Source organism: Cellulosimicrobium protaetiae, assembly GCF_009708005.2.
Classification (GTDB): domain Bacteria; phylum Actinomycetota; class Actinomycetes; order Actinomycetales; family Cellulomonadaceae; genus Cellulosimicrobium; species Cellulosimicrobium protaetiae.
Genome location: NZ_CP052757.1, coordinates 599,412 through 624,040, shown reverse-complemented (window position 1 = coordinate 624,040; position 24,629 = coordinate 599,412). Strand labels below are relative to the sequence as shown.

The window sequence follows — 24,629 nt, the reverse complement described above, 5'->3', positions numbered from 1 at the left end:
TGTCTGCAGGTGAGAGGGCTGCACGCCCCCTGTCCGTGGTCCTCCTCGTCTCGTCGTCGAGCGCGGTCCCCCTGCACGTCGTCGTGCGGGAGGAGAGTCCCGCCGCGCGCACCGGGGCGCGCACGGGCAGGCCAAGTTGTGCGAGAGACGGTGAAGATTCACCTACCACTCGGTCGTCATCCTACGAGGCTTCTGTCGGGTGTCAATCAAAAGTTGAAAGTTCGTCGATAGACGGACGGGGCGCAGGAAGACGGCGAAATCGTGGTCACGCTCCCAAGGCTGGAGCCCGGCCAGTCCGAGGTAGAACCCTGGTCGCACGAGATAGAACCGCAGTCCGCCGAAGTAGAACTCTGGTCACGCGAGATAGAACCCTGGTCGGCCGAAGTAGCACCGTGGTCGAGCGAGGTAGAACCTTGGTTCTCTTGTCCGACGGCGGTCTGGTCGCCCTGGGTGGGCGGGGTGGGTGGTGGTGCCGCGTCTACCATCCGCCGCTCGTTCCTCGCGGCTCCCGCCAGGCCCGCCACGACGCGGCACCACCACCCACCCCGCCCGGCGTCGTCTCACCCTGGTCTCTGCCAGCCCGGGTGACTGCCCGCGGAGCCAGGCTCGTCCTCGCCTCGCCTCGCCTCGCCTGGCCTCGCCGGTAGTGGCCTCATCCATGTGTCGGGTCCAGGGCGCGCCGGGGCCCGTGCCGGGCCGGTCCCCAGGGATGCGCCGCGGTCACCTGGCGCGGAAGCGACTCCAGCACCGGCAGGTGACCGACCGCCGTCGGGCACGACCACGCCGGTCGGTGACCGACCGACTCCGGGCCGACCGCCCGTCGTCGTCAGGCAGCGACCGCGGTTCTATCTCAGCGGACGGCGGTTCTACCTCGCGTGACCAGGGTTCTACCTCGCGTGACCGGGGTTCTACCTCGGCCGACCGGGGTACTACTTCGGCGGGACTGCGGTTCTCCCTCGGTGGACTGCGGCCCTACCTTGCGGTCGCCGGGGCGGGGGTCGGGGTCGGGCGGGTTGCTGCTTCGAGGAGCTCGAGGACGTGGACGTAGTCCTGGCCCGTCGCGCGGGACATGCCCATCTCGCACGTGCGGTTGTTCGACACGTAGGCGTCGTACGTGCCGCCCGGGAGCGCGGAGGCGTCGGCCGCGACCTCGGCTGCCTCGGCGCGGGTCGCACCGGCGGTGAGCTCGGGGTGCAGCATCCCGCGGTCGCCGGCGAAGCCGCAGCAGCCCCAGGCGGCGGGCACCGTCGCACGCTCGGCCGTCGCCTCGGCCACGGCCCGCAGGTCGTCCACGGCGCCCAGGTGCACGGTCGCGCACGTGGGGTGCACGACGACGTTCCCCGCCTTCTCGACATCGACGCCCCGCGCGGCGAGGCCGGGGAGCACGTCGGTGCGCACGAACGTCACGGCGTCGACGATCCGGAGGCGTGCGAAGCGCTCGCGGGCCACGGCGTCGGGGTCCGGCTCCCCCAGCGAACCAGGCACGCCGGGCGCGCCAGGAGCGCCGGAAGCCGGCTCCTCCACGGCGCGGTCTCCCGCGCCGACCAGATGGCGGGCGGTCTCGACGAGGCCGTGCGTGCAGCTCGACGCGTCGCACACGACAGGCAGCTCGCCCTCACGCGTGGCGACCCACAGCGCGTCCACGACCTTCCGCGCCATGGCCGCCGCGCCGTCGGGCAGCCCCTTGGACGACCACGGGGTGCCGCAGCACAGCCCGCCGATCCCCTCGGGGACCGCGAGCCCGACGCCCGCCCGCTCGCACAGCGCGCGGAACGCCGCCTCGGCGCCGACGGGCCGGTTCGCCCCGGCGTCCGCGCTCGCGCCCCCGGTCGCCCCGCCGCTCGCGCTCCGGGTCGGGCCACCGGCCGCGGGCGCGAACAGCTCGCCCATGCACGACGCGAACAGCACCGCGCGCACCGACCCGTCCGCGGCGCCCGTGGCGTCGGCGCCCGGTACGCCCCGCGGGTCGCGGCGCGCGCCCGGGCCGGGGAGGTCCGCGTCGACGCGCGGCACGACGTCGGCCCCGACCACCCCGCGCGCGACCTGCGACGCGACGTGGACGAGCGGCGTCGGGAGCGCCTGGACCACCCGGAGCGCGCCCCGCAGCCCGGTGACCACAGGCCCCCAGTGCTCGGCGACCGCCGCTCCCCCGCGCTGCACGACCCGTGGCTGCGAGCGTGCGCGGTGGCCCTTCATGACGAGGCCCGTGTCGATCCCGACGGGGCACGCCTCGACGCACAGCGAGTCGGCCGCGCACGTCTCGACGCCCTGGTAGCTGTACTGCCGCTCGAGCTCGCGCCGCTCGGCAGGCGGCGCGGCGGCGATCTCCTTGAGGAGCGCGATGCGCTGGCGCGGGGTCGTCGTGACGGTGCGCGACGGGCACCCGGGCTCGCAGTACCCGCACTCGACGCAGCGGTCGACGAGCGGCGCGTCCTCCCCGCCCGCGGACGCCTCGACCTTGAGGTTTCGCAGGTGCTCGTGGTCGTCGTCGGTGAGAAGGACGCCCGGGTTGAGCAGCCCGCGTGGGTCGAACAGGCGCTTGACCTCGCGCATGACGGCGTAGAGATCGTCGCCGTACTGGCGGCGCACGAACGGCGCCATGATGCGCCCGGTGCCGTGCTCGGCCTTGAGCGTGCCGCCGTGCCCGAGCACGAGGTCGACGAGGTCGTCGGAGAACGCCTCGTACCGGTCGAGCTCGGCACGGTCGCCGAGCCGCGGCGTGATCATGAAGTGCAGGTTGCCGTCCTTGGCGTGCCCGAACGTCACGGCGTCGCCGTAGCCGCGGCGTGCGAAGAGTGCTCCCAGGTCGCGGACGGTCGCGGTGAGGTCGGTGACGGGGACCGCGACGTCCTCCAGGAGCGCCGTGCTGCCCGCGGGGCGCGCGCCCGCGACCGCCGTGTACAGGCCCTTGCGCACGTGCCACAGCCGCCCGCGCGTCGCCGGGTCGGTCGTGACCGTCGCGGGCACGGCGAGCGACCCGGCGAGCGAGCCGACGACGTCGCGCGCCGCGTCCTGGAACGGCGCGAGCCCGTCCTCGGTCGCCGCGCGGTACTCCACGAGGAGCGCGGTCTGGTTCCGGATGCCGTCCCCGCGCGCGAGGGTGCGCATGGACGCGTCCGCCGCCGGGTCCGCGGCGGCGACCCGCAGGGACGCCGCGTCGAGCAGCTCGATCGCCTCGGCGCCCGACGCGACGAGCGGGACGAGCGCGTCCGTCGCGTGCTCCAGCGAGTCGAGCACGAGGAGGGTCGTCGCGGCGTGCGCGAGCAGCGGGACGGTCCGGAACGTGACGTCCGCGACCCAGCCGAGCGTGCCCTCGCTGCCGATCAGCAGGTGCTCGAGGATCTTCACCGGGTCGTCGTGGTCGAGGAACGCGTTGACCGAGTAGCCCATGGTGTTCTTCGTCGAGAACTGGCGCTCGATCTCGGCGCGCATCGTCGCGCTGCCACGCACCCGGTCGCGCAGCGCCGCGAGGCCGCGGTGCAGCTCCGGCTCGGCCGCGCGCAGCCGCGCGTCGGCATCGGGCGCGCCCGTGTCGACGACGGTCCCGCTCGCGAGCACGACCGTCATCGCCTCGACGGTCCGGTACGCGGTGCGCTCCGTGCCCGACGTCATGCCCGAGGAGTTGTTCGCCACGACCCCGCCGATCGTGCACGCGATCTCGCTCGCCGGGTCCGGCCCGAGCCGACGCCCGTGCCGCAGCAGGTGCGCGTTGACGAGCCGCAGCGTCGCGCCGGGCTCGCACCGGACGCGGGCCCCGCCGTCGAGAACCTCGACGCGCGTGAAGCGCGTGCGCGTGTCGACGAGCACGCCGGCGCCCGACGCCTGGCCGGACAGGCTCGTCCCGCCCGAGCGGAACGTGACGGGCAGACCGCGGCGCGTCGCCTCACGCATCGCCCCGACGACGCCGTCCCGGTCGTGCGCGCGCACGACGACCTCGGGCCGCAGCAGGTAGTGCGACGCGTCGTGCGCCTGCGCGACCCGCGTCAGCAGGTCGGTCCTGAGCTCGAACCCGGGCCCGTCGCCCGCCGAGACGCGGACATCCGCCCGGGATTCGCGCGGCCCAGGGGCGGATCCTCCGGTCTCGGCGCGACGGCGCACGCTCACGGGCGGGCCTTGCGGTCGTAGCCGAGGCGGTGGGGCTGCACCGCCTCGTACGTCGCGCGCAGGTTCTCCGTCGTGCTGTCGAAGCGTCGCTGCGCGACGCGCACGAAGAGGAAGTCCACGAGCGCGAGCTGCGCGATGCGGCTCGACAGCGCACCGGACCGGAACTGGGTCTCACGCGCCGTCGTCGTGAGCACGATGTCGGCGTGCGCGACGAGCGGCGACTCGGGGAAGTTCGTGACCGCCACCGTCGTCGCGCCGCGGTCGTGCGCGATGCGGAGCGCGTCGTTCGTCTCGACCGTGAGGCCGCTGTGCGACACGCCGACGGCGACCGCCCCCGGCCCGAGCAGCGCGGCGGACTGGAGCTGGACGTGCGGGTCGGTCGACGCGAAGCACAGCAGCCCGATCCGCTGGAGCTTCTGCGCGAGGTCCTGCGCCGTGAGCCCGCTCGACCCCACGCCGAACAGGTCGATGCGCGGCGCCCGCGCCACGGCGTCCGCGACCCGCTCGAGCGCGTCGAGGTCGAGCATGCGTGCCGTCTCCTCGATGGTCCGCGCCTCGTGGAACGCGATCTTCGTGACGACGTCCTGCAGCGTGTCGTCGGGGTCGATCTCGCCGTGGGCGACGTTCGCGCGCTCCTGCTCGACCGCGCGGCGGCTCGTCGCCTGCGCGAGGTCGATCCGGAACTCCGGGTACCCCGCGTACCCGACCGCGCGGCAGAACCGCACGACCGTCGCCTGCGACGTCCCGACGAGCGCCGCGAGCTCGGTGATCGTCTTGCCGACGACGGCCGCCGGGTCGGCGAGCACGGCCTCGGCGATGCGCGCCTCGGCGGGGCGCAGGTTCGGCAGGGACTGGCGGATGCGGACGAGACCGTCGGCGGCCATTCAGTCCTCCTCGGTGGTGGTCGGGACGGGCGGGTCGGTCGGGTGCTGCGAGTCGGTCGGGTCGTGAGGCGGGGCCGGCGCGGCCGGGCTGCCGAGCGTGAGCCACGGCTCGTGCCCGACGACGGAGCCCGGGTCGGTCGCGAGGCGCGCGGCCAGGTGCAGCGCGCCGTCGAGCGGGGTGCCGGCCGGGCCGACGAGCTCGACGTCCGGGCGCAGCACGGAGAGGCGCGCGCGGAAGGCGTCGGTGAGCAGCGGGCCGATCCCCAGCACGCCGCCGGTCGCGGCGGCCAGGGGCGGGACGCCGTCGACCAGCGCCGCGGCGAGCGTCGTCGCGAGGTGGGTGCCCGCGCCAGCAAGGACCTGCCGGGCGACGGAGTCGCCGTCGTGGGCCGCCGCTGCGACGTCAGGCGTGAACGACGCGAGCACCTGGGCCCGGTCGGGACGCGTGTAGAGCTGCCCGGGCCAGGTCGGCACGGGGCCGAACCGCTCCGTCGCCGCGGCGAGCAGCGCCGTCGAACCGCCGTTGTCGCGGCCGTCGTGCGCGGCGACCGCGGCGCGCAGACCCTGCGCCCCGATCCACGACCCGGAGCCCAGGTCTCCGAGCAGGTGGCCCCAGCCGTCGACGCGGTGCCACACGTCGCGCAGGTCCGTGCCGAGCGCGATCGCCCCGGTCCCGACCGCGACGACGGCACCCGGCCGCCCGCCCAGCGCTCCCAGGTGCGCGGTCAACGCGTCGGCCGCGACCGCCGTCCGCAGGCCGCCCCTGCGCGACGTGCCGTCGCCGAGCATGACATCGCCCGCCGTCGAACCCGTCCTGGAGGTCGTCATCCCGCCCGGAACGACCCTCATGTCGTGTTCGGCGGCAGGACCGGGGGTGGGGGCGGGGGTGGGGAGGCCGGTGCGGAGGGCGGTGTGGAGCTCGGCGGGGTCGCGGACGAGGGACGCGAGGCCGGTCGCGCCGACCGTGGCAGCGGCGACGCCGTCGTGCGCCACGGACGGAAACTCGGTCCGGAGCCGTGCGAGGAGGTCGCGGACCACGTCCGCCGCGTCGCTCCCGGTCGGTCCGATCGCGACCGGTCGGCCGGTGAGGGCGACGTCCCGCGCGCTCGGCGGTGCGCCGGGCGATCGGAGGTCGTCGAGACGTCGCGCGACGAGGCGGCTCCCCGAGCCCCCGACGTCGAGCCCGACGACCCACGCGGAGCCGGGCGTGCTGCTGCTCACGCAGCCATTCTGGCACAAATTTTCACGCAGGAGCGGAACTATGGAGATTCTCGCCACCTTGTCGTGGCGCCTCCGTGCTCGACCACGGTACGCCGTCGCACGAGGCCCCGAACCTCGCCACGCCCTGGTCGGCGGCGCTTCCCCGCGCCGTCAGTCGACGACGGCCGGGACGATCGCCGTGTGGACGCAGCGCCAGGCGGCCCTGCGCCGGACGAACGTGTCGACCGACCACTCCACGTCACGGAACGGCGTCCCCCGCCACGTGCCCGCGGAGACGCCGCGCGCGAGGGTGACGGCGACGTCGTCGTGCACGCTCGCCGCGACGAGCTCGGACGACATCTCCGTGTGCACGAGCTCGCCCGACGCGACGACCGCGAGGAAGCCGTCGCGCTCCTGCGCGTTCCCGTCCGTGCCGACGAGCACCCAGCCGGGCTCGACGAACGCGTCGATCGCGGCGGGGTCGTTCGCGACGAGCGCGTCGCCCCACGCGCGCAGGATCCCCGCAAAGGTCGCGCGGTGCTCCGCGTCACTCACGTCGCTCACGTCGTCCGGCATGCATGCCGCCGTCCCTCCGGTCCGCGGGACGCGAGCACGCCCGCCGTCCCAGCGTCGCGCCGTCGCCCCGACCCCGCGACCGGGGCCGCGACCAGGCTCGCGACCCGCCCCCGCCCGACCGGCCGGGGTCAGCGCGCGAGCCACTCCTTGCGCTCGGCGGGCGGCAGCTTCTCCACCGCGGCACGCAGCACGTCGCGCGGCATCGTCGCGGCGTGCTCCTCGAGGAACGCGCGCAGCCGCTCGGGCTCGACGTCGCCCGCGTGGCGCAGCATCCACCCGACGCCCTTCTGCACGTAGTGCTCCGGGTCGTCGACGAGCACCTCCGAGAGCCGGAACGTGTCGTCGACCTGCCCGCGCCGCAGGAACGCGGCCGTCGCGACGATCGCGGAGCGACGCCGCGGCCAGTCCGGGGCGCGCGCGAGGTCGTCGAGGACGTCGCGCGGCCGGTCGAGGAGCCACGACCCGAGCACCTGGTACGCGGTGAGGTCCACGAGGTCCCACGTGTCGATCCGGTCGTGGCGGCGCAGGAACAGCTCGACGAGCTCCGCGTGCCGCTCGACGGTCACGCGGCGAGCCGTCGCCGACTTGCCCATGATCGAGCAGCCTCCGGCGCGGACCTCGTGGACGCGGTCCTCGAGCAGCAGCTCGATCTGGTCGACGGGCATCTCGAGCGCGCTCTTCGCGAGCGTGAACACGTCTCCCATGCGCACGCCGGCGAGCGTGTCGTCGCCGGGGAAGTACCGCGTGTAGGCGCGGCGCTGGGCCGCGGTGGCGCGCGCGAGCAGGTCGGCGCGGAAGTCGGTCGCCGTCGTGTACGGCGGCATCGTCCTCTCCTCTCGTGCGGGCGGCCGCCCGCGGTCCGTGCGGCGCGTCGGGGTGACGCGGTCAGCGCGGCGCCATCCGGATCGCGCCGTCGAGGCGGACCACCTCGCCGTTCAGCATCGGGTTCTCGACGATCGCGCGCACCAGGTGCGCGTACTCCTCCGGCCGCCCGAGCCTGCTCGGGTGCGGCACCTGGGCGCCGAGCGACTCCTGCGCGGCCTCGGGCAGCGACGCCATCATCGGGGTGCGGAAGATGCCCGGCGCGATGGTCATGACGCGGATCCGGTGCTGCGCGAGGTCGCGCGCGAGCGGCAGCGTGAGGCCCGCGACGCCCGCCTTCGAGGCCGCGTAGGCGGCCTGCCCGACCTGCCCGTCGAACGCCGCGACGGACGCGGTCTGCACCACGACGCCGCGCTCCTCCCCCTCGGGGTCGGGCCCGTCCGGACCGAGGGGATCGAGCGCGAGCATGCGCTCCGCCGCGAGGCGGACGACGTTGAACGTCCCCACGAGATTGACGTCCACGACGCGCCGGAACGCGTCCAGGGCGTGCACGCCGGACTTCCCGATCACGCGCTGCGCGTGCACGATCCCGGCGCAGCTCACGACGACGCGCGCGCCGCCGAGGTCGTCCGCCGCGTCGAGCGCGCGCGCGACGTCGTCCTCGCTCGTCACGTCCGTGGGGACGAACCGTGCGGCGTCACCGAGCGCGTCGGCGACCACGAAGCCGTCGGACGACGCGAGGTCCGCCAGGACCACCTGCGCGCCCGCCGCGACCAGGCCCTCCGCCGTCGCGCGCCCGAGGCCCGAGGCCCCTCCCGTCACCAGGGCGACCGTGCCCTCGATCCGCATGTCTCGTCCTCCGTCAGCCGCGCGGGCCACGTCGCCCGCCCCGCTGACCGTACCCAGGTCGACCCGCAGGCCGCGAGATCGACCCACCGTCAGTCGGTCTCGGACGTCAGGGCCCCGCAACCGCGGGGCATCCGTGAGGGCGTCAGTGCGACGGCATCTCCAGGCACCCGCCGTCGGCGATCGGTCCGCCCGCGTCGAGCGTGACGGCGTCGGGCGCGACCGCCCCGTACACGCAGCCGCCGGGGACGGACACGCCCACGCCCACGACCGGCGAGACCTCTCCGCTCGCCGTCCGGTCGGAGGTCTGCACGTGCTCGAAGCCCGCGGCGACGAGAGCGTCCCAGACCTCGTCGCCGTCGACCGCGGTCCCGTCCGCGACGGGGTCGAGCGCAGCCTGGACCGCGGGGACCGAGAGCGCGGCCTCGGCGTCGCTCTCGGGCGTGCCCGCCCGCTGCCGGTACGCCTCGTTGGACGCGTCGAGCCCGGTCTCCGTCCCGACGGCGGTCGTGTCCTCGGCCGTCGCCGTGACCTGGGGCTGCGGGGAGTCGTACGAGTCCGCCCACTGCTGCATCGCGTACGACACGAAGAGGAAGTACCCCACGACCCCCACGAACGCGAAGATCGCGATCCCCACGACCACGCCGACGACCGCGCGCCCGAGGCGCGACGTGCCGTCCGTGGTGGGGTCGTCCAGGTCCGGGGTGGCCATGAGGCGAGTCTTGTGGGCCGGGTGCTCCGCGGCGACCGCGGGCGCGACGTCGACCCGACATCTTCACATCTCGGGCGCCGTCGGGTGCAGGATGGGAGGCGAGCCACCTCCGTCCGACCGTCAGGAGATCCCCGCATGAGCCTGTACGACATCCCGTTCGACGCCATGGACGGGACGACGCACACCCTGCGCGAGCACTCGGACGACGTCGTGCTCGTCGTGAACGTCGCGTCGCGGTGCGGTCTCGCGCCGCAGTACGCGACGCTCGAGGCGATGCAGGAGAAGTACCGCGACCGCGGGTTCACCGTCATCGGGTTCCCGAGCAACCAGTTCCTCCAGGAGCTCGGCACGAACGAGGCGATCCAGGAGTTCTGCTCGCTCACGTACGGCGTGACGTTCCCGGTGGTCGACCGCGTGCGCGTCAACGGCCGCCACGCCCACCCGCTGTACCAGGAGCTGAAGAAGGCCGAGGACGCCGAGGGCAAGGCCGGTCGCGTCACGTGGAACTTCGAGAAGTTCGTCGTCGTGCCCGGCGGCGAGGTGCACCGCTTCCGCCCCCGCACGCTGCCCGACGACCCGGCGATCGTCGACCTCGTCGAGACGCACCTGCCGCGCTGAGCGCGCGCCGCCCTGCCGACGGTCGTGAGCGTGCGGTCCTCGCGCAGGGGTGTCAGCGCATCACGAGCGCGGGGTGCCGCGCGTCGTCGACCCGGGCGACGACGTCGGCGACCTCCGCGGGGCGCACCTCTCGCTCGTAGCGCGCGTACGCGTCGAGCGTCCAGGCGTCCTCGGGCGCGGTGCGGCGCGCGAGCGTCGGAGCGCGCAGCGCCAGGTGGACGGCGAGGTCGACGGCGAGCCCGCGGCCGAGGGCGAGCGCGCCGTCGAGCACGACGACGAGCCCTGGCTCCGCGTCGACGTACGCCGCGCGCGTGGACCGGCTCGTCGCGGGGTCGCGCAGGCTCGGCACGTAGCGCCCGGACCCGCCCGGGCCGACGGCGTCGAGGACCTCGCGGTTGAGCCCTGCCACGTCGATCCACGCGTCGAGCAGCGCGTCCGGGTCCTCCCGCCCGTGCTCGAGCCGCAGCGACGCGGGGCGCCAGAAGTCCCGGACGCGCACCCGCACGACCGGTCGTCCGGCCGCACGCAGCGGGGCGACGAGCAGGTCCGCGAGCGCCTCGGGGTGCGTCGACGGGTGACCGTCGACGAGGAGCCGCACCGCGCCGTCGGGCCCCGGTGCGCCGCCGCGGGGGAGCCCGAGGACGAGGTCCACGACCCGGTCCACGAGGACGTCCTCGGTCACCGGTTCCACGCGCACGGCGTCAGGACGCCTCGGCGCGCCGCTGCATCCCGCGGAGCGCGGTGTCGACGAGCGCGTCGACGTACTCGTCGTTGAGGGGGCAGCTGCGCTGGAGCCACCGGTTCAGCACGGGACCCCAGATGATGTCGGCCGCGACGTCGAGGTCGAGGTCGGCCGACAGCTCGCCGGCCTCCTGCGCGCTGCGCAGCCGCGCGCGCTTCGCCTCGCGGAGCGGGGCGTCGAGGCGCTCGTGGTACGCCGCGGCGAGCGCCTCGTCGTGCGCGACCTCGGTGGCGAGCGCGCGCATCGGCTCGGCGAGACGGGGGTCGTTCAGCTCGGCGACGGTCGCCCGGAGGACGGCGGTGAGGTCGGCCCGGAGGTCTCCGGTGTCGGGGAGCATCGGCGCCTCGCCCTCCCCCGCCTCGCTGAGGAGGAGGAACGCGTCGAACAGGACGGCGGCCTTCGAGGGCCACCAGCGGTAGATCGTCTGCTTGCCGACGCCGGCGCGCGTCGCGATGCCCTCGATGCTCAGTCGCGCGTAGGGCACCTCTTGAAGGAGGTCGAGCGTGGCCACCAGGACGGCGCGGCGTGAGGTCTCGTTGCGGCGCGCGGGGTCGGGGGTCGACATGCGCTCAGCCTAGTCCGTCCCGAGACGAGACGTTGCGTATTGCCAGCGGCGCGGACATGCTCTACGTTCGTCCTCACAACGAGACGCAACGTCTCGTCTCACCAGAGGAGCACACACCTTGCGCCACGCCTCCCCCTCTCCCCGCACGTGGTTCATCACCGGCGCGAGCCGCGGCCTGGGGCACGCGCTCGCCGTCGCCGCGCTCGAGCGCGGCGACCAGGTCGTCGCCGCCGCTCGGACCGCGAGCGCCGACGCGTTCGACGCCCGGCACCACGACCGCGTCCTCGCGCTGACGCTGGACGTCACCGACAAGGGCGCGGTCGACGCCGCGGTGGCGGCCGCCGTCGAGCGCTTCGGCCGGCTCGACGTCGTCGTGAACAACGCCGGCACCCTGTCGATGGGCATGGTCGAGGAGTTCACCGAGGCCGAGGCCCGCGCCCAGCTCGAGGTCAACTTCTTCGGCGTCCTCTGGGTCAGCCAGGCCGTGCTGCCGCACCTGCGCACGCAGGGCTCCGGGCACCTGCTGCAGGTCTCGAGCATCGCCGCGCTCGGCGGCTTCCCCAGCACGGGGCTGTACAGCGCGAGCAAGTTCGCGCTCGAGGGCATGAGCGAGGCCCTCGCGGCGGAGGCCGCGTCGTTCGGCGTGAAGGTCACCGTCGTGCAGCCCGGCGGCTACTGGACCGACCTGTACACGAGCATGGCCTCGACCACCCCGGCCGAGCCGTACGCGCCCCTGCGCGCCGAGCTCGAGCGCCAGTGGGCCGACGGGTCCGTGGACAGCGACCCGCGGCTCGCCGCCGAGGCGATGCTCACGCTCGTCGACAGCGACGACCCGCCGCTGCGCCTGCTCCTGGGCAGCATGGTCTACGACGTCGCTCAGCACGTCACGGCCCAGCGCCTCGAGACCTGGGCCGCGTGGGAGCAGGTCAGCCGCGCCGCCGAGCAGGCCGTGGCCCAGCCTGCGGCGGCGCCGTCCTCCTAGGGTGGGAGCATGCTGCGCGCTGTCGCCCTCGACCACCCCGCTCCCCTGCAGGCCGAGACGGACGCATGACCGCCCCCTTCCGACCCGGCACGATCCGCGAGGCGATGGGCGGCATCGTCGCCCTGGGCCTCGCGACGTTCGTGGCGATCACGACCGAGCTCGTGCCCGTCGGGCTGCTGCCCCTCCTCAGCGCGGACCTGGACGTCACGGAGTCCGTCGCAGGGCTGCTCGTGACGGCGTACGCGGTCATGGTCGCGGCGCTCGCCGTGCCGCTGACGCTCGGGACGGCCCGGCTCCCGCGCAAGGGCCTGCTCCTGACGACGCTCGGGCTCTACACCGTGAGCAACGTGCTCGTCGCCGTCGCGCCGACGTTCGCTGTCGTCGCGGCGGCGCGGGCCCTGGGCGGCGCGTCGCACGCGGTGTTCTTCTCCGTGAGCATCGGGTACGCGTCGCGACTCGTGCTGCCGCACCTCACGGGGCGCGCGCTCTCGCTCGTCACCGCGGGCGCGGCCGTCGGGTTCGTGCTCGGCGTCCCGCTCACGACGACGCTCGGCACCGCGATCGGCTGGCGTCCCGCGTTCGGCGTCCTCGCGGGAGCGTGCGCGCTCGCCACCGTGCTCATCGCGTTCCTGCTGCCGCCCGTGCCGGGGGGCGGCGCTCCGCCGTCGGACGCGACGAGCGCGAGCCGGCGCTCCGCGCTCGCGGTGGCCACGACCACCAACTCCCTCGTGTACCTGGGCCAGTACACGGTCTACACGTTCGTGTCGCTCCTGCTCCTGGGCGCGGGCCTGCAGGAGTCGGCGCTCGGCCCGGCGCTCCTCGTGCTCGGGGCGCTCGGGCTCGTCGGCACGGCGTTCGCCGCCGCACGCCTCGACCACCGGCCGCGCCGGACGACGGTCGTCACGCTGGTCGCCGTCGTGGCGGGCATGCTCGCGGTGGGACTGGCGTTCCCCGCGACCGTCGGGGTGCTCGTCGCGATCGGGGTGTGGAGCGCGGGGTTCGGCGCGGTCGCGCCGGTGTTCCAGGCCGCGGCCATCCGCGCGCACGGCGCGTCGCCGGACCTCACCGGGGCACTCGTCAACGCGACGTCGAACGTCGGCATCGGCGGGGGCGCCGCGCTCGGCGCGCTCGTGCTCGCACGGTCCGGGCTCGACGTCGTCCCGTTCGTCGGGGCGGGGATCGTCGCCGCCGCGCTCGTGGTGGTCCTCGTCGCGCGACGCACGTTCCCCGCGACACCGACCGCGGCGGTGGCGGACGCGACGGTGGCGGACGCGACGGAGCCGGAAATGCCCTCCGAGCGGGAGCACCCGCACGCCTAGGGTGGCGGGATGACGACGACGGTCAGGCATGTCCAGGTCACGTTCGACTGCGCACAGCCGGAGCGTGTCGCCCGGTTCTGGTGCGAGGTGCTCGGCTACGTCCCGCCGTCGCCCCCGGACGGGTTCGACACCTGGGACGACGCGAACGCCGCGCTCCCGCCCGAGCAGCGGGACGCATGGTTCGCGTGCAGCGACCCGACCGGCGTCGGCCCGCGGCTGTTCTTCCAGCGCGTCCCCGAGGGCAAGGTCGTCAAGAACCGGGTGCACCTCGACGTCCGCGTCGGCACCGGGCTCGTGGGTGCCGAGCGCCTCGCGACGCTCGTGGCAGAGCGCGACCGGCTCCTCGCGCTCGGCGCGACGTGCGTGCGCGTGATGGTCGCGGACGAGGAGAACGAGTCGTGCATCGTCATGCAGGACGTCGAGGGCAACGAGTTCTGCCTGGACTGACCGCGGGCACTCCGCCTGGATCGACCGCAGGCTGACCGCCGGCCGGCTGCGAGCGCGGATCGGCCACGTCGCCGTTCAGCGCAGGAACGGGTCCATGATGGCGGCCACCGACGCGGCGGCACGGTCGGCGTCGGCGTCGGCGATCGCCTCGACGAGCTCGTGGTGGCGGCGGTGCGCCGCGTCCACGTCCCCGCTCTCGTCGTCGCGCATGTGGACGGCGAAGACGTCGAGCATGCTCGAGTACAGCGTCACGTACAGCGGGTTGTGCGTCGCCTCCACGATCGCGCGGTGCAGGTCGAGGTCGGCGCTCGCGCGCGCGTCGGGGTCGTCGGACCACGCCGCCTCTCGGCGGTCGCGCAGCTCGCGCAGCAGCGCGACGTCGGCGTCCGTGCGGCTCGCGGCGGCGAGCGCGGCCGCGGTGCTGTCGAGGGCGAGGCGCAGCTCGAGGTAGTGGCGGCGGCTGCCGCCGGCGAGCTGGCGTTCGAGCGTGCCGGTCAGCTCGGAGCGGGAGATGACGAACGTGCCGCGGCCCTGCTCGCGGCGCAGCAGGCCGGCGTGCACCAGCGACTGGAGGGCCTCGCGGACCGTGTTGCGCCCGATGCCGAACTCCGAGACGAGTGCGACCTCGGTCGGGATCCGCTCGCCGACCGGCCAGCGCCCGGAGATCACCTCCTCGCGGAAGCGTGCCGCCGCCTGGTCGATGAGCCCTACTCGACGCATCGGCTCTCGCGTGCCAGACTGCTCTCGATTCATCCCATGATCCCATCATCGGCCGACCTGACACCGGAGTTTAGCGTGGCGACCCTCTCCCCCTCGCGCGTCCCCGTGGACCGCGGCCGTCAGGCCCTCTGGGCCGGTCTCGCCGTCGCGCTGACGGCGGTCAACCTCCGGACGGCCGTCACAGGGTTCACCCCGCTCCTGGAGACCATCGGCGCGGACCTCGGCTACGGCGTGGCGGTGGCCGGGCTGCTCGGCACCGTGCCCGCGGTGTCGTTCGGTCTCTTCGGGTTCCTGGCCCCGGTGGTGACGAGGCGGTTCGGGCTCGAGCGCACCGCGGCGGTGGCGCTGGGCCTGACCGCGCTCTCGCTCGTGCTGCGGGCGCTCTCGCCCACGACCACGCTGCTCGTGGCGTCGACCGTGCTCGCCCTCGCCGGGATCGGAGCCGCGAACGTCGTGATCGTCCCCCTGGTGAAGGCCTGGTTCCCCGACCGGATCGCGCTGTGGACGTCGCTCTACCTGATCCTCATGCAGACCGGGCAGTTCGTCGCCCCGCTCCTGGCCGTCCCGGTCGCCGAGGCGACGACCTGGCGGTTCTCCGTCGGGATCTGGGCCGGCCCCGCGGCGCTGGCCGCCGTCGTCTGGCTCGTCCTGGCGACCCGGCTCCCCGCCGACCACCACGCGCCCGCCGCCACCGCCGCGTCCGGGACGAGGCCGCGGATCGGCCGGTCGTCGACCGTCTGGGGTCTCGTGGTCCTCTTCGCGGCGATCTCGTGGTCCAACTACGGGATCATCCCCTGGGTCCCGGCCGTCCTCACCGACGCGGGCGGCAGCGCCGCGCTCGGCGGCACCATGGTCGCCCTCTACTCCGCCTGGGGCATGGCCGCCGCGCTGGTCGTGCCGCACCTGGCCACGCGGATGGCGAACCCGTTCGTCGTGGTCGTCGTGTGCGCGGTCGTCCTCGTGGCCGGGTACCTCGGCCTGCTCCTGTCCCCGCTCGACGGCACCGTGCTGTGGATGTGCGCGCTCGGGATCGGGGTGAGCACGTTCCCCCTGTGCATGACCCTCATCAACCGGCGGACCAGGACGCCGCAGTCCGCCTCGGCAGTCTCGGGCTTCGTCCAGGGGATCGGGTACGCGCTCGCGTGCCTCGGCCCGATCGGCCTCGGCCTGCTGCGCGAGGCGACCGGGTCGTGGTCCGTCCCGCTCCTCGTGCTCGCCGCGACCGCCGTCCCCGGCGTGGTCGGCGGCTGGTTCGCGTGCCGCCCGCGCTTCGTGGAGGACGCCGCCCCGTCGGCTCCCGAACCCGTCGCCGACCGGCTGCCGTCCCGCTGAGGGCAGCTCCTCGGGAGCGTCCGACGACGCCACCGAGGAGCCGCGCATCAGGTCACGTCACCGGGAGTCGCATCGCCTCTCCGAGCGGCACGGACGGGCCCTGGAACGGCACGACGTCCTGCGCGCACGTCGCGCCGTCGGTCGCGTCGAGGTCCACCAGGTAGCGCGCGACCGCGGCGTCGGCGCACGCGCTCTTGCCGATGATCGTGTGGCCCCAGCCCTCGACCGTGAGCACGCGCGCGTCCGGCCAGCGGTCGGCGTACGGCTGCGTGAACCCGTAGGGCGTCGCCGGGTCGAACCGGGTGCCGACCACGAGGACGGGCGCGTCCGTCGTCTGGTCCCACGGCCCGGTGAACGCGTCGCGGTCCTCGACCGGGACGAACTCGCACTGCACGCCCACCCACCCGCGGAAGCGGCCGAAGTGCGGGTACTGCGCGTCGAGCGCGTCGACCTTGGCGGGGTACTCCCACGGGCGGCCGGGCGTCGTCGTGTCGACGCACAGGCTCGCGAGCGCACCGCCCACCGAGGCGTAGTCCTCGGCGAACCCGGCACGGCGCAGGAGCTCGCCGAGCGACGGCAGCGTGCTCGTCGCGCGCGGCTGCTGCTCGGGGGCGGGCGGCGGCTCGACGGCGCCGCTCAGCACCGCGAGCGACGCGAGCGTCAGGTCCAGGTCGCCCCACGCGACTGGCTCGTAGAGGTACTGGAAGACGAGCGCGACCGTGTCCGGGTAGCCGATCGGCACCGACGTCCCGTCCGGCATCGGCACGTCGACCGGCGCCTCGCGCAGCGCGGCGTACGTGGCCTCGACGACCTCGGCCGGGTCGCCGAGCGACGCGAGCGCGCAGCCCGTCTGCCCGGCCTCGCCGCACAGCCGTGCGAACTCGTCGAACGTCTCCGTCGCCCCCGCGGCCTGGCCGATGCGCGCCCCGACGAGCTCGCGCGACCCGACCCCGGACCACGCGTCGACGTCCATCGTGCCGTCGAGCACCATCGCGCGGACGCGGTCGGGGAACAGCGCGGCGTACGTCGCGCCGAGCACGGTGCCGTACGAGTAGCCGACATAGCTGAGCTGCTCGTCCCCCACGGCCTGGCGCAGCAGGTCCATGTCGCGCGCGACGTTCGCCGTCGACGAGTGCGCGATGCGGTCGCCCGAGAAGACCGTGCAGGACGCCCCGAACGCGGCCATCTGCCCGAGGTAGCGGATCTCCTCGCGGTCGTCGACCGGGAATGCGGGGAGGCCTGCCAGGAACGCGCTCTCGCGCTCGGCGTCGCGGAAGCACGTCGCGGGGTCGGACGTCCCCACGGCGCGCGGGTCGAACCCGACGACGTCGAACCGGGCGAGCACGTCGTCGTCGAACAGCGAACCGCCGAGCAGGTGCAGCGTCTCGACGCCCGGGCCTCCCGGTCCCCCGAAGTTGGTGAAGAGGCTCCCGATACGTGCGTCCGCGTCGGTCGCGGGCAGCCGCGTCAGACCGATCGTCGTCGTCCGGCCCTGCGGGTTGTCGTAGTCGGTCGGGACCTCGACGCTCGCGCACTCGAACGCCTCGACGCCGTCGCCCTCGCACGGCCCCCACGCGATCTGCGGCACGGGCGCGTCGACCTGGCCGACCGCCGTCGGGCCCGTGGCCGCCACGCCCGACGGCGCGCCCCCGGCCGAGGAGGGTGAGTCACCTCCCGGGCCCGCGGCCGCGACAGCGGGGAGGCCGCCGAGAAGGAGGATCGCCGCCAGCGAGGAGGTGGCGGCGCGGACAGCTCGTGTCGTCATCGATCGCGAAGTCATCCGTTCCACCCGAACATGGATGAGTCGGGCACGCACATCGACACGCCGACCGCACGCGAGCCCGGGTGCGATGAGTCCGCGACCTGCACGCCCTCGCCCATCGGATACCCCACAGCACCAGGCTCGCCGTTCCGGTGCGGGGCCGGTGCGGCCTTCCGCGGCGTGCGGTACGTCGCGAGCCAGCCCAGCGGGGCGCCGTCGACCACCTCCCACACGGGGATGAGGGCACGGGTGCGCGGCCGGTTCTGCGCGTCCACCGTGACCATGGTCGCGTAGACGGTCCGCCCGACGGTGGCGTCGAACTCGGCCCGGAGGTCGTCGAACTCGTGCGTCTGGTGCGTCATGCTCCGAGTCTGTGCCGGACCAGGACGTCGTGGAAGACGGCACATCCCCGGCACCTGGTGACCCCGGTGTGACCGTGGCTGACGGCCAGAGCCGGCGGCCCGCCGTCGAGCACGACGTTCCCCGCCCCCGAGAACGACCTGGGGGCCGCTATCCGGCGGATAGCGACCCCCACGTCGTGTTCGGCGCCGCGAGGGCGGGCCGAGGCGTGCCTGCTACTGGCCCGTGAACGTGAACTGCGAGCCGGGCTCCTTCGCGACGTCGCCGTCGCGCGAGTTCGTGACGGTCACGTTCGAGAGGATCGCGTTGCCGCGGGCGCCGCCCATCGCGAGGATGCCGGAACCGTTGTTGGACTGGTCGATCCGCACGTTCGTGATCTTCACGTCCGGCATGTTCCCGCCACCGTTCTTGAACTGGATGCCGTCGTACGTGGAGTCGACGATGTCGGTGTCGCGGATGGTGACGCCGACGATGTCGTGCGTCTGCGGGAAGATCGTGATCGCGCCGAACTCCTGGTCCTCGTTCCAGAACGCCCCGCCGGTGCGGTAGAGCCCGTTGTTGGCGATGAGCGTCGTCCCCGAGAACGGCAGGGGGTCGTGGTCGGTCGCCAGCATGATGCCGGGGTAGTTCATGGTGTCGTAGACGAGGTTGTTCTCGATCGAGTTGTCGTAGCCGCCGTAGATCGCGATGCCGTTGGCACGCCACGGGAGCTGGACGGTGTTGTTGCGGAACGTGTTGGAGTGGCCGATGTCCACGGCCCGGTCCTTGACGTACGGGTTGGCCCAGACGGCGAGCGCGTCGTCGCCGGTGTTGCGGAACGTCGAGTTCACCACCGTCGAGTTGCGCGTCCCGTTGCTGAAGTTGATGCCGTCCGCGTAGGTGTTCCGGATCCGCATGCCGGAGAAGACCAGCCCGTCGCCCGGGTTCCACAGCTCCGGGATGTTGGAGTAGTCGCGCCCGACCCACACGCCGACGTTCGCGTGCTCGATCCACACGTTGGTGATCTTCGTGTTCTTGCCGAAGCGGCCGTTGAGCCCGACGCCGCCCTCCTCCTGGGCGTTGTTGCCGCGGATCGTCCCGGAGCCGAAGATCGCGAGGTCGGAGATCTGGGTGTTGTCGTCGATGTCGAACCCGAAGTTGCCCTCGTGCGGGTGGTTGATGACGCCCGGGGCGAGGTGCGGCGGGATGAGGCTGTAGAGCTGCGAGTGCCACATGCCCGCACCGCGGATCGTCACGTCGCGGATGCCCACCTGGTTGTGCATGCCGCGGTTGAGCGGGTCGTCGGTGAGGATCTTCTTCTCCTGGCGCCACTGCCCCGCCGGGATCCACACGCAGTCGATGTCGCCGTTCTGGTTCGCGGTGACGGCGGCCTGGATGGCGGCCGTGTCCTCGAGCCCGTCGTTCGGCACGGCGCCGTACTCGGTGATCGACGTGCACCCCGCGGGCTTCGCCAGCGGCGGGGCGACCTGCTCCAGCTCGACGAGGTCGATGACGTAGAACGCCGCGTCGTCGCCTGCGTCGCGCTGGAGCTTGAACACCGTGCCCGCGGGGAACGACCGGCCGAGCAGCGCGTGCGACTCGTCGAAGAGGCGGCGTGCGTCGCCGCCCGGGGTGTTGACCAGGCCCTCGGGCTGGTCGGTCGTGCCGTAGAGCCAGGCGTGCTTGGACGAGAGCGTCAGCTTCTGCACGAACTGGCCGTCCGCGTAGAGGCTGATCGTCTTCTCCTGTCCCCCGCCGCCGGGGGCGTCGGGGATCGAGTTGCGCACGACGATCGAGTTCGTCGCGTTGGTCGAGGTGAACTGGACGTACTGGCCCGCGCTGGTCAGGCGCACGGACTCACGGCCCGACGACTCGGTCGCGAAGTTCGTGTGCCCGAACGTGCGCACCGCGTCGGTCTGGAGCAGCGTGCCGGTGTACTGGCCGTCCTCCGCCTCGTACGTCGTGTACGGGACGGCGGCGCCGCGTCCGACGGTCACGGCGAGCGTGCCGGTGTTGTTGCCCTCGTTCGTCTCGGCGACGACGCCCGTCGCGTCGGCCGTCGCGGTCACGGTGGCCCCGCCGTTGGTCGCGGTCCACGTCCCGCTCGGTGTGACGGTGACGGTCGCGCCCGCGGCGACGGCCGGCGTCGTGCCGTTGAGCGTGGTGGACCCGGCGACGACGCGCGTCACCGAACCGGCCGCGACCGGCTGGTTGCCGCGGTTGCGGACCTGGACCGAGAACGTCACGGCCGAGCCGACGGCCGGGTTGGCCGGGTTGGACGACACGGAGACGACCTCGAGGTCCGGACCGGGCGCCTCGCCCACGACGAGCTTCGCCGTCGCCGTGAACGCGTTGTCGGTCTCGTTCTGCTCGGCCACGGTGTTCGCCGGGTCGACGACCGCACCCATCGTGTACTCGCCCGCGGGCCGGGTGCCCGCCGCGACCTGGACCTGCGCGCTCGCGCCGGGCTGGAGCGCGGCGACGGCGGCCGAGCCCGCGGTCGACCCGCCGAGCTTCCCGTCGAGCGTCGTGGCCGACGACGCGCGGTCGCCCGTGTTCTTCACCGTCGCCGTGAGCGTCACGGGGGTCGTCGCCGTGGGCGACGCCGGGGACGCGGTCACCGCGGTGACGGTGAGGTTGGGGTTCGGCGCCGGGGCGCCGTAGACCTCGAGCTCGGCGACCTGGCCGTTGCCCGCGCCGGTGTTGCCCGTGAAGCGCAGGCGCACGTCGGTGGCGGTGCCCGTCACGGGGACGTCGACGAGGTTGCCGCTGCCCGGCGCGAACGCGTACCCGGCGGACGCCTTGAGCTCCTGCCAGGCGCCCGTGCCGGTGCGGCCCCACACGGAGAACGTCTGCGTGCGCGGACCCCACGCGGCGTCGGGGTTGAGTCGGACGCGGACGCTGCTGAGCTGCGTGGGCGCGGCGAGCGCGACGTCGAGCGTCGACGGGTACTGCCCGCCCGCACCCTCCCAGTAGGTCGTCGCGCTGCCGTCGACCGCGTTGCCGGCGACGAACTGCCACTCGGCCGACGAGGCCGTCGCAGGTCGGTTCTTGGCGTAGTTGGTGCCGGTCGGGTCCGTCGGGTCGGTCGGGTCCGTGGGGTCGGTGCCGCCCGTGGGCGTGCCCCACACCTGGAGCTCGGACACCTGGCCGTTGCCCGCGCCGGTGTTGGCCGTGAAGGCGAGGCGCACCTCGTCGACCTCGGCGTCGAGCGGGATCTCGACCTTGTTGCCGCTCGCCGGGTCGAACCCGTACGCCGCCGACGCCTTGAGCGTCCGGAACGCCGTCTCGCCGTCGGAGCGGCCGAGCACGCTGAACGTCTGCGTCCGCGACGACCACACGGAGGGCGGGGGCAGCGTGACGACGACCCGGTCGACGTCGGCCTCCGCCCCGAGGTCGACGGTGAGGTGCGACGGGTACTGGCCGCCCGCGCCCTCCCAGTAGGAGCCGGCGTTCCCGTCGTTGGCGTTGCCCGCGACGTACGTCTGCGTCACCGACGACGCGGCGATCGGCTTGCCGAGCGCCAGGTTGGTGGCGTCCGCGGCGTGCGCAACGGCGACGACGCCGAGCGGCGCCACGAGCGCCAGCGCGGCGCCCGCCACGACCGTGTGCTTCCAGGGGGTTCTCATGAACGTCCTCGTTCTCCCGCCAGGGCGGGCTCGTCCACCCGCGGGCAGCGGTGCCCGACGGCGGGCGCGACCGTGCTGGTGCCGCGCCACCGTCACGGGTGGGTCGGGTCAGGGCTGGTTCAGCGTCGGGACCGGGATCGACCCAGGTCGAGACCGGTCGGCCGGGAGTGCCACGAACGACCCGTCAGGGATGGTCACCGGTCGGACCCGTGGCGGAATTCGAGAGTTGCAGCGTGTGCACTGCTTTGTGCTGGACTTCTGTCAACTTCTTGCGTCGTGCAGTACGGACGTTACGAGACGGACATCCGGGGCGTCAAGGGTGCGCGCCGACGTGGCAGGGTGGGGCCCGTGCCCGACGACGCCACGCTGCGCGATCCGCTCCCCGGTTCGACCCTCGACACGGAGACCGATGCCCGTACGGCGCACGGCGCGGGCGACGACGGCGACGCCGCGCCGACCAGGCAGAGCCCACGTCGACCGTCGCTGCTGCGCGAGACGGCGATCATCGTGGTCAGCGCGCTGGTGCTGTCGTTGCTCATCAAGACGTTCCTGGTGCAGGCGTTCTTCATCCCGAGCCCGTCGATGGAGGAAACCCTGGTCGAGGGTGACCGGGTGATGGTGTCCCGGCTCGTGCCGGGCGCGTTCGACGTGCACCGAGGGGACGTCGTGGTGTTCAAGGACCCGGGCGGCTGGTTGCCGCCGCCGGTGCCGCAGGCCGAGAGCCCGGTGTCGGAGGCGGTGCGCGCGGCGCTGACGTTCGTCGGTCTGCTGCCGCAGGACACCGGTGAGCACCTCATCAAGCGCGTGATCGGCACGCCGGGCGACCACGTGGTGTGCTGCGACGCGGAGGGGCGCGCGAGCGTCAACGGCGTGTCGATCGACGAGACCTACCTCAAGCCCGGCTCCGACCCGAGCGAGCTCGCCTTCGACGCCACCGTACCTGAGGACATGCTGTTCGTCATGGGCGACAACCGGCAGAACTCGGGAGACTCGCGCTACAACACGGGCAAACCCGGTGACGGGTTCGTGCCGATGGGCAACGTCGTCGGGACGGCGTTCGTCAAGGTCTGGCCGCTGTCCCACCTCGGCCTGCTGCGCAACCCCGGCGACGTGTTCGCCGACGTCCCCGCTCCGGGCGCCGTCGACGAGGGGTGACGACGCACCGACCGGTCGCGGCTACGCGTCGGTGCGCGCGAGGCCGGCCGCCACTGCCGCCGCGCGCAGCGCCTCCCGGGCGGCCGCGACCTGCGGGTGCGTCCCGGCGCCGCGACGGTAGGCCAGGGAGGTCCTGCGGCGGATCGCGAGGGGCGTGAGGACCACGCCGTCCGGGGCGCCCCCGGCCGCGAGGTCCGGGACCAGGGCGACGCCCTGCCCGGCCGCGACCAGGGCGAGGACGGCGCCGAAGTCGTCGGCGTGGTGCCGGATGCCCGGTGCGTAACCCGCCGCCTCGCACGCCCGGACGGTCAGGGTGTGGCACAGGGTCCCGAGCGTGCCGGCGATCCAGGGCGCATCGCGACGGTCGGCGATCGACCCCGCGTCCAGGGCAGCAAGGTGGACCGTCTCCTCCATCAACGGTTCCGCCTCGATGCCCGGGCCGACCGTGAGCGGGACGTGGTCGTACTCCTGGACCAGGGCGACGTCGACGGCGTCCCCGCGCAGCGCGTCGGGGACCGTCGCGGGGTCGAGCTCGGAGACCAGGAGGCGCAGTCCCGGGTGGTCGGAGCTCAGGCGCACGACGGCGGGCGTCAGCAACGTCGGCACGGCCGTCGGGAAGACGCCGATGCGCAACGTCCCGCGGAGCGTCGCGTCGGCCGACGCGAGGTCGGCGTCGGCTTCGCGGAGGATCTCGAGGATCTTCTCGGTGTGCTCGACGAGCGTCTCCGCGGCCGCGGTGAGCCGGACCCGGCGTCCCGACCGCTCCAGGAGAGGCACCCCGACGTCGCGCTCGAGCGCGGAGAGCTGCTGCGACACGGCCGAGGGCGTGTAGGTGAGCGCCTCGGCCACGGCGGCGATGGTCCCGCGGTGCGACAGCTCGCGGAGCAGCCGGAGCCTGCGGACGTCGAGCATAAGGAGAACTTACGACATGCAGTACGAACCTGAACTGGACCCGACGGTCGCTACGGCCCGAGAGTTGCCGCCATGGAGCTCTCCGGCCTCTACGTCCCCCTCGTCACGCCGTTCACGGACGACGACCGGCTCGATCCCGACGCGCTCGCGGCGCTCGCCGCAGCGGTCCTCGACGACGGCGCGGCCGGCGTAGTCGCGCTGGGCACGACCGGAGAGCCGGCCACGCTGACGCTCGCCGAGGCACGGCAGGTGGTCGACGTCTGCGCCGAGGTCTGCGCGGCACGCGACCGACACCTCGTCGTGGGCACGGGGACGAGCAGCACCACCGCGTCGGTCGACCTGATCGCCGACCTCGACCCCGGGGCGGCGGCGGCGCTCGTGGCGGTCCCCGCCTACACGCGCCCCTCCCAGGAGGGCGTCGTCGAGCACTTCCGGCACCTCGCCGCGGCGTCCCCCGTCCCGCTGGTCGTCTACAACGTCCCGTACCGGACGGGCCTCGCGCTGACGACCGACACGCTCCACCGGCTCGCCGACCTGCCCGGCGTGGCCGGGTTCAAGCACACGGTGGGCTCGATCGACGACACCACGGTCGCGTTCCTCAGCGCCCTGCGGTCCGACGTGTCGGTGCTGGCCGGCGACGACCTGTACATCGGGCCTCTCATCGCCCTCGGCGCCCGCGGCTCGATCACCGCGAGCGCCAACGTGGCGCCGTGCGCCTACGCGGAGCTCGTCAGCGCCTGGCGACACGGCCCGGCAGAACAGGCCCGCACGATGCACGACGCGCTGGTCCCGCTCACGCGCGCCCTGTTCGCCGAACCCAACCCGGCGGTGATCAAGGCCGTCCTCGCCGCCGAGGGCCGCATCGCCAGCCCGCGCGTGCGGCTCCCGCTGCTCCCGGCGACTGCGGCTGCCCTCTCGGCGGCCCTCGCGTGCCGTGACGCGCCGTCGGCTCCCTTGAGGTGA

The 24,629-nt window shown here is 74.0% G+C and carries 21 protein-coding genes; 7 read left to right on the top strand and 14 right to left on the bottom strand.

Going from position 1 to position 24,629, the window contains the following annotated elements; all coding sequences use genetic code 11:
• Positions 1–972: 972 nt before the first annotated feature.
• The 7 genes from FIC82_RS02725 to FIC82_RS02695 all read right to left on the bottom strand — a co-directional run bounded on the left by FIC82_RS02725 (position 973) and on the right by FIC82_RS02695 (position 9,144).
• Complete coding sequence (locus tag FIC82_RS02725; RefSeq protein ID WP_253691365.1) at positions 973–4,104, bottom strand: FAD-binding and (Fe-S)-binding domain-containing protein; 3,132 nt, start codon at positions 4,102–4,104, stop codon at positions 973–975.
• Complete coding sequence (locus FIC82_RS02720) at positions 4,101–4,988, bottom strand: MurR/RpiR family transcriptional regulator (protein ID WP_154797459.1); 888 nt, start codon at positions 4,986–4,988, stop codon at positions 4,101–4,103. Before FIC82_RS02720 ends, FIC82_RS02725 begins: the two co-directional genes overlap by 4 nt.
• Positions 4,989–6,209, bottom strand: a complete 1,221-nt coding sequence (locus FIC82_RS02715; protein ID WP_216609968.1) for an N-acetylglucosamine kinase — start codon at positions 6,207–6,209, stop codon at positions 4,989–4,991.
• Positions 6,210–6,359: 150 nt separating this feature from the next.
• Entirely contained in the window at positions 6,360–6,752 is a 393-nt protein-coding gene (locus tag FIC82_RS02710) for a nuclear transport factor 2 family protein (protein ID WP_168731436.1), read from the bottom strand.
• Positions 6,753–6,892: 140 nt separating this feature from the next.
• Complete coding sequence (locus FIC82_RS02705) at positions 6,893–7,588, bottom strand: DNA alkylation repair protein (protein WP_154797457.1); 696 nt, start codon at positions 7,586–7,588, stop codon at positions 6,893–6,895.
• Positions 7,589–7,649: 61 nt separating this feature from the next.
• A complete protein-coding gene (locus FIC82_RS02700) occupies positions 7,650–8,435 on the bottom strand; it encodes a 3-hydroxyacyl-CoA dehydrogenase (protein WP_154797456.1) in 786 nt (261 codons plus the stop codon).
• A 142-nt stretch (positions 8,436–8,577) separates the two neighbouring features.
• Positions 8,578–9,144, bottom strand: a complete 567-nt coding sequence (locus FIC82_RS02695) for a DUF6993 domain-containing protein (RefSeq protein WP_154797455.1) — start codon at positions 9,142–9,144, stop codon at positions 8,578–8,580.
• A 135-nt stretch (positions 9,145–9,279) separates the two neighbouring features.
• Between FIC82_RS02695 and FIC82_RS02690 the strand changes: the two genes are divergently transcribed.
• The gene (locus tag FIC82_RS02690) at positions 9,280–9,762 is read left to right on the top strand and encodes a glutathione peroxidase (RefSeq protein WP_154797454.1); all 483 of its coding nucleotides are present in this window, start codon (positions 9,280–9,282) and stop codon (positions 9,760–9,762) included.
• Positions 9,763–9,814: 52 nt separating this feature from the next.
• Here the strand turns inward: FIC82_RS02690 and FIC82_RS02685 are convergent, their stop codons facing one another.
• Positions 9,815–10,453: a nucleoside/nucleotide kinase family protein gene (locus FIC82_RS02685; RefSeq protein WP_336240264.1), complete on the bottom strand. Its 639-nt coding sequence runs from the start codon at positions 10,451–10,453 to the stop codon at positions 9,815–9,817.
• 10 nt (positions 10,454–10,463) lie between these two features.
• Entirely contained in the window at positions 10,464–11,069 is a 606-nt protein-coding gene (locus tag FIC82_RS02680; RefSeq protein ID WP_154797453.1) for a TetR/AcrR family transcriptional regulator, read from the bottom strand.
• Between the two features lie 118 nt (positions 11,070–11,187).
• Between FIC82_RS02680 and FIC82_RS02675 the strand changes: the two genes are divergently transcribed.
• The 3 genes from FIC82_RS02675 to FIC82_RS02665 all read left to right on the top strand — a co-directional run bounded on the left by FIC82_RS02675 (position 11,188) and on the right by FIC82_RS02665 (position 13,817).
• Positions 11,188–12,051, top strand: coding sequence for an SDR family NAD(P)-dependent oxidoreductase (locus FIC82_RS02675; protein ID WP_154797452.1), 864 nt, complete (start codon positions 11,188–11,190; stop codon positions 12,049–12,051).
• A gap of 65 nt (positions 12,052–12,116) precedes the next feature.
• Positions 12,117–13,370, top strand: coding sequence for an MFS transporter (locus FIC82_RS02670; RefSeq protein WP_154797451.1), 1,254 nt, complete (start codon positions 12,117–12,119; stop codon positions 13,368–13,370).
• Between the two features lie 9 nt (positions 13,371–13,379).
• A complete protein-coding gene (locus FIC82_RS02665; RefSeq protein WP_154797450.1) occupies positions 13,380–13,817 on the top strand; it encodes a VOC family protein in 438 nt (145 codons plus the stop codon).
• A 75-nt stretch (positions 13,818–13,892) separates the two neighbouring features.
• Here FIC82_RS02665 and FIC82_RS02660 read toward each other — a convergent pair whose 3' ends face one another.
• Positions 13,893–14,537 carry a FadR/GntR family transcriptional regulator gene (locus FIC82_RS02660; protein ID WP_216609967.1) on the bottom strand — a complete coding sequence of 215 codons (645 nt, stop codon included), beginning with the start codon at positions 14,535–14,537 and terminating at the stop codon, positions 13,893–13,895.
• A 75-nt stretch (positions 14,538–14,612) separates the two neighbouring features.
• Between FIC82_RS02660 and FIC82_RS02655 the strand changes: the two genes are divergently transcribed.
• Positions 14,613–15,869 (top strand): MFS transporter, encoded by a 1,257-nt coding sequence (locus tag FIC82_RS02655; protein WP_168731434.1) that lies wholly within the window; start codon positions 14,613–14,615, stop codon positions 15,867–15,869.
• Between the two features lie 52 nt (positions 15,870–15,921).
• Here FIC82_RS02655 and FIC82_RS02650 read toward each other — a convergent pair whose 3' ends face one another.
• From FIC82_RS02650 to FIC82_RS02640, 3 genes are all read right to left on the bottom strand, one after another.
• On the bottom strand, positions 15,922–17,634 hold the full coding sequence (locus tag FIC82_RS02650; protein ID WP_154797447.1) for an alpha/beta hydrolase: 1,713 nt from the start codon (positions 17,632–17,634) through the stop codon (positions 15,922–15,924).
• 11 nt (positions 17,635–17,645) lie between these two features.
• Entirely contained in the window at positions 17,646–17,993 is a 348-nt protein-coding gene (locus FIC82_RS20770) for a pyridoxamine 5'-phosphate oxidase family protein (protein ID WP_216609966.1), read from the bottom strand.
• Positions 17,994–18,206: 213 nt separating this feature from the next.
• Positions 18,207–21,599 carry a CARDB domain-containing protein gene (locus FIC82_RS02640; protein WP_154797446.1) on the bottom strand — a complete coding sequence of 1,131 codons (3,393 nt, stop codon included), beginning with the start codon at positions 21,597–21,599 and terminating at the stop codon, positions 18,207–18,209.
• A 348-nt stretch (positions 21,600–21,947) separates the two neighbouring features.
• On the opposite strand from FIC82_RS02640, the gene lepB reads away from it, so the two are divergent.
• Positions 21,948–22,754 (top strand): signal peptidase I, encoded by an 807-nt coding sequence (lepB, locus tag FIC82_RS02635; RefSeq protein ID WP_253691363.1) that lies wholly within the window; start codon positions 21,948–21,950, stop codon positions 22,752–22,754.
• Positions 22,755–22,775: 21 nt separating this feature from the next.
• On the opposite strand, the gene FIC82_RS02630 is transcribed toward lepB, so the two are convergent.
• Positions 22,776–23,666 carry a LysR family transcriptional regulator gene (locus tag FIC82_RS02630; RefSeq protein WP_154797445.1) on the bottom strand — a complete coding sequence of 297 codons (891 nt, stop codon included), beginning with the start codon at positions 23,664–23,666 and terminating at the stop codon, positions 22,776–22,778.
• 72 nt (positions 23,667–23,738) lie between these two features.
• Between FIC82_RS02630 and dapA the strand changes: the two genes are divergently transcribed.
• Entirely contained in the window at positions 23,739–24,629 is an 891-nt protein-coding gene (gene dapA, locus FIC82_RS20965; RefSeq protein WP_154797444.1) for a 4-hydroxy-tetrahydrodipicolinate synthase, read from the top strand.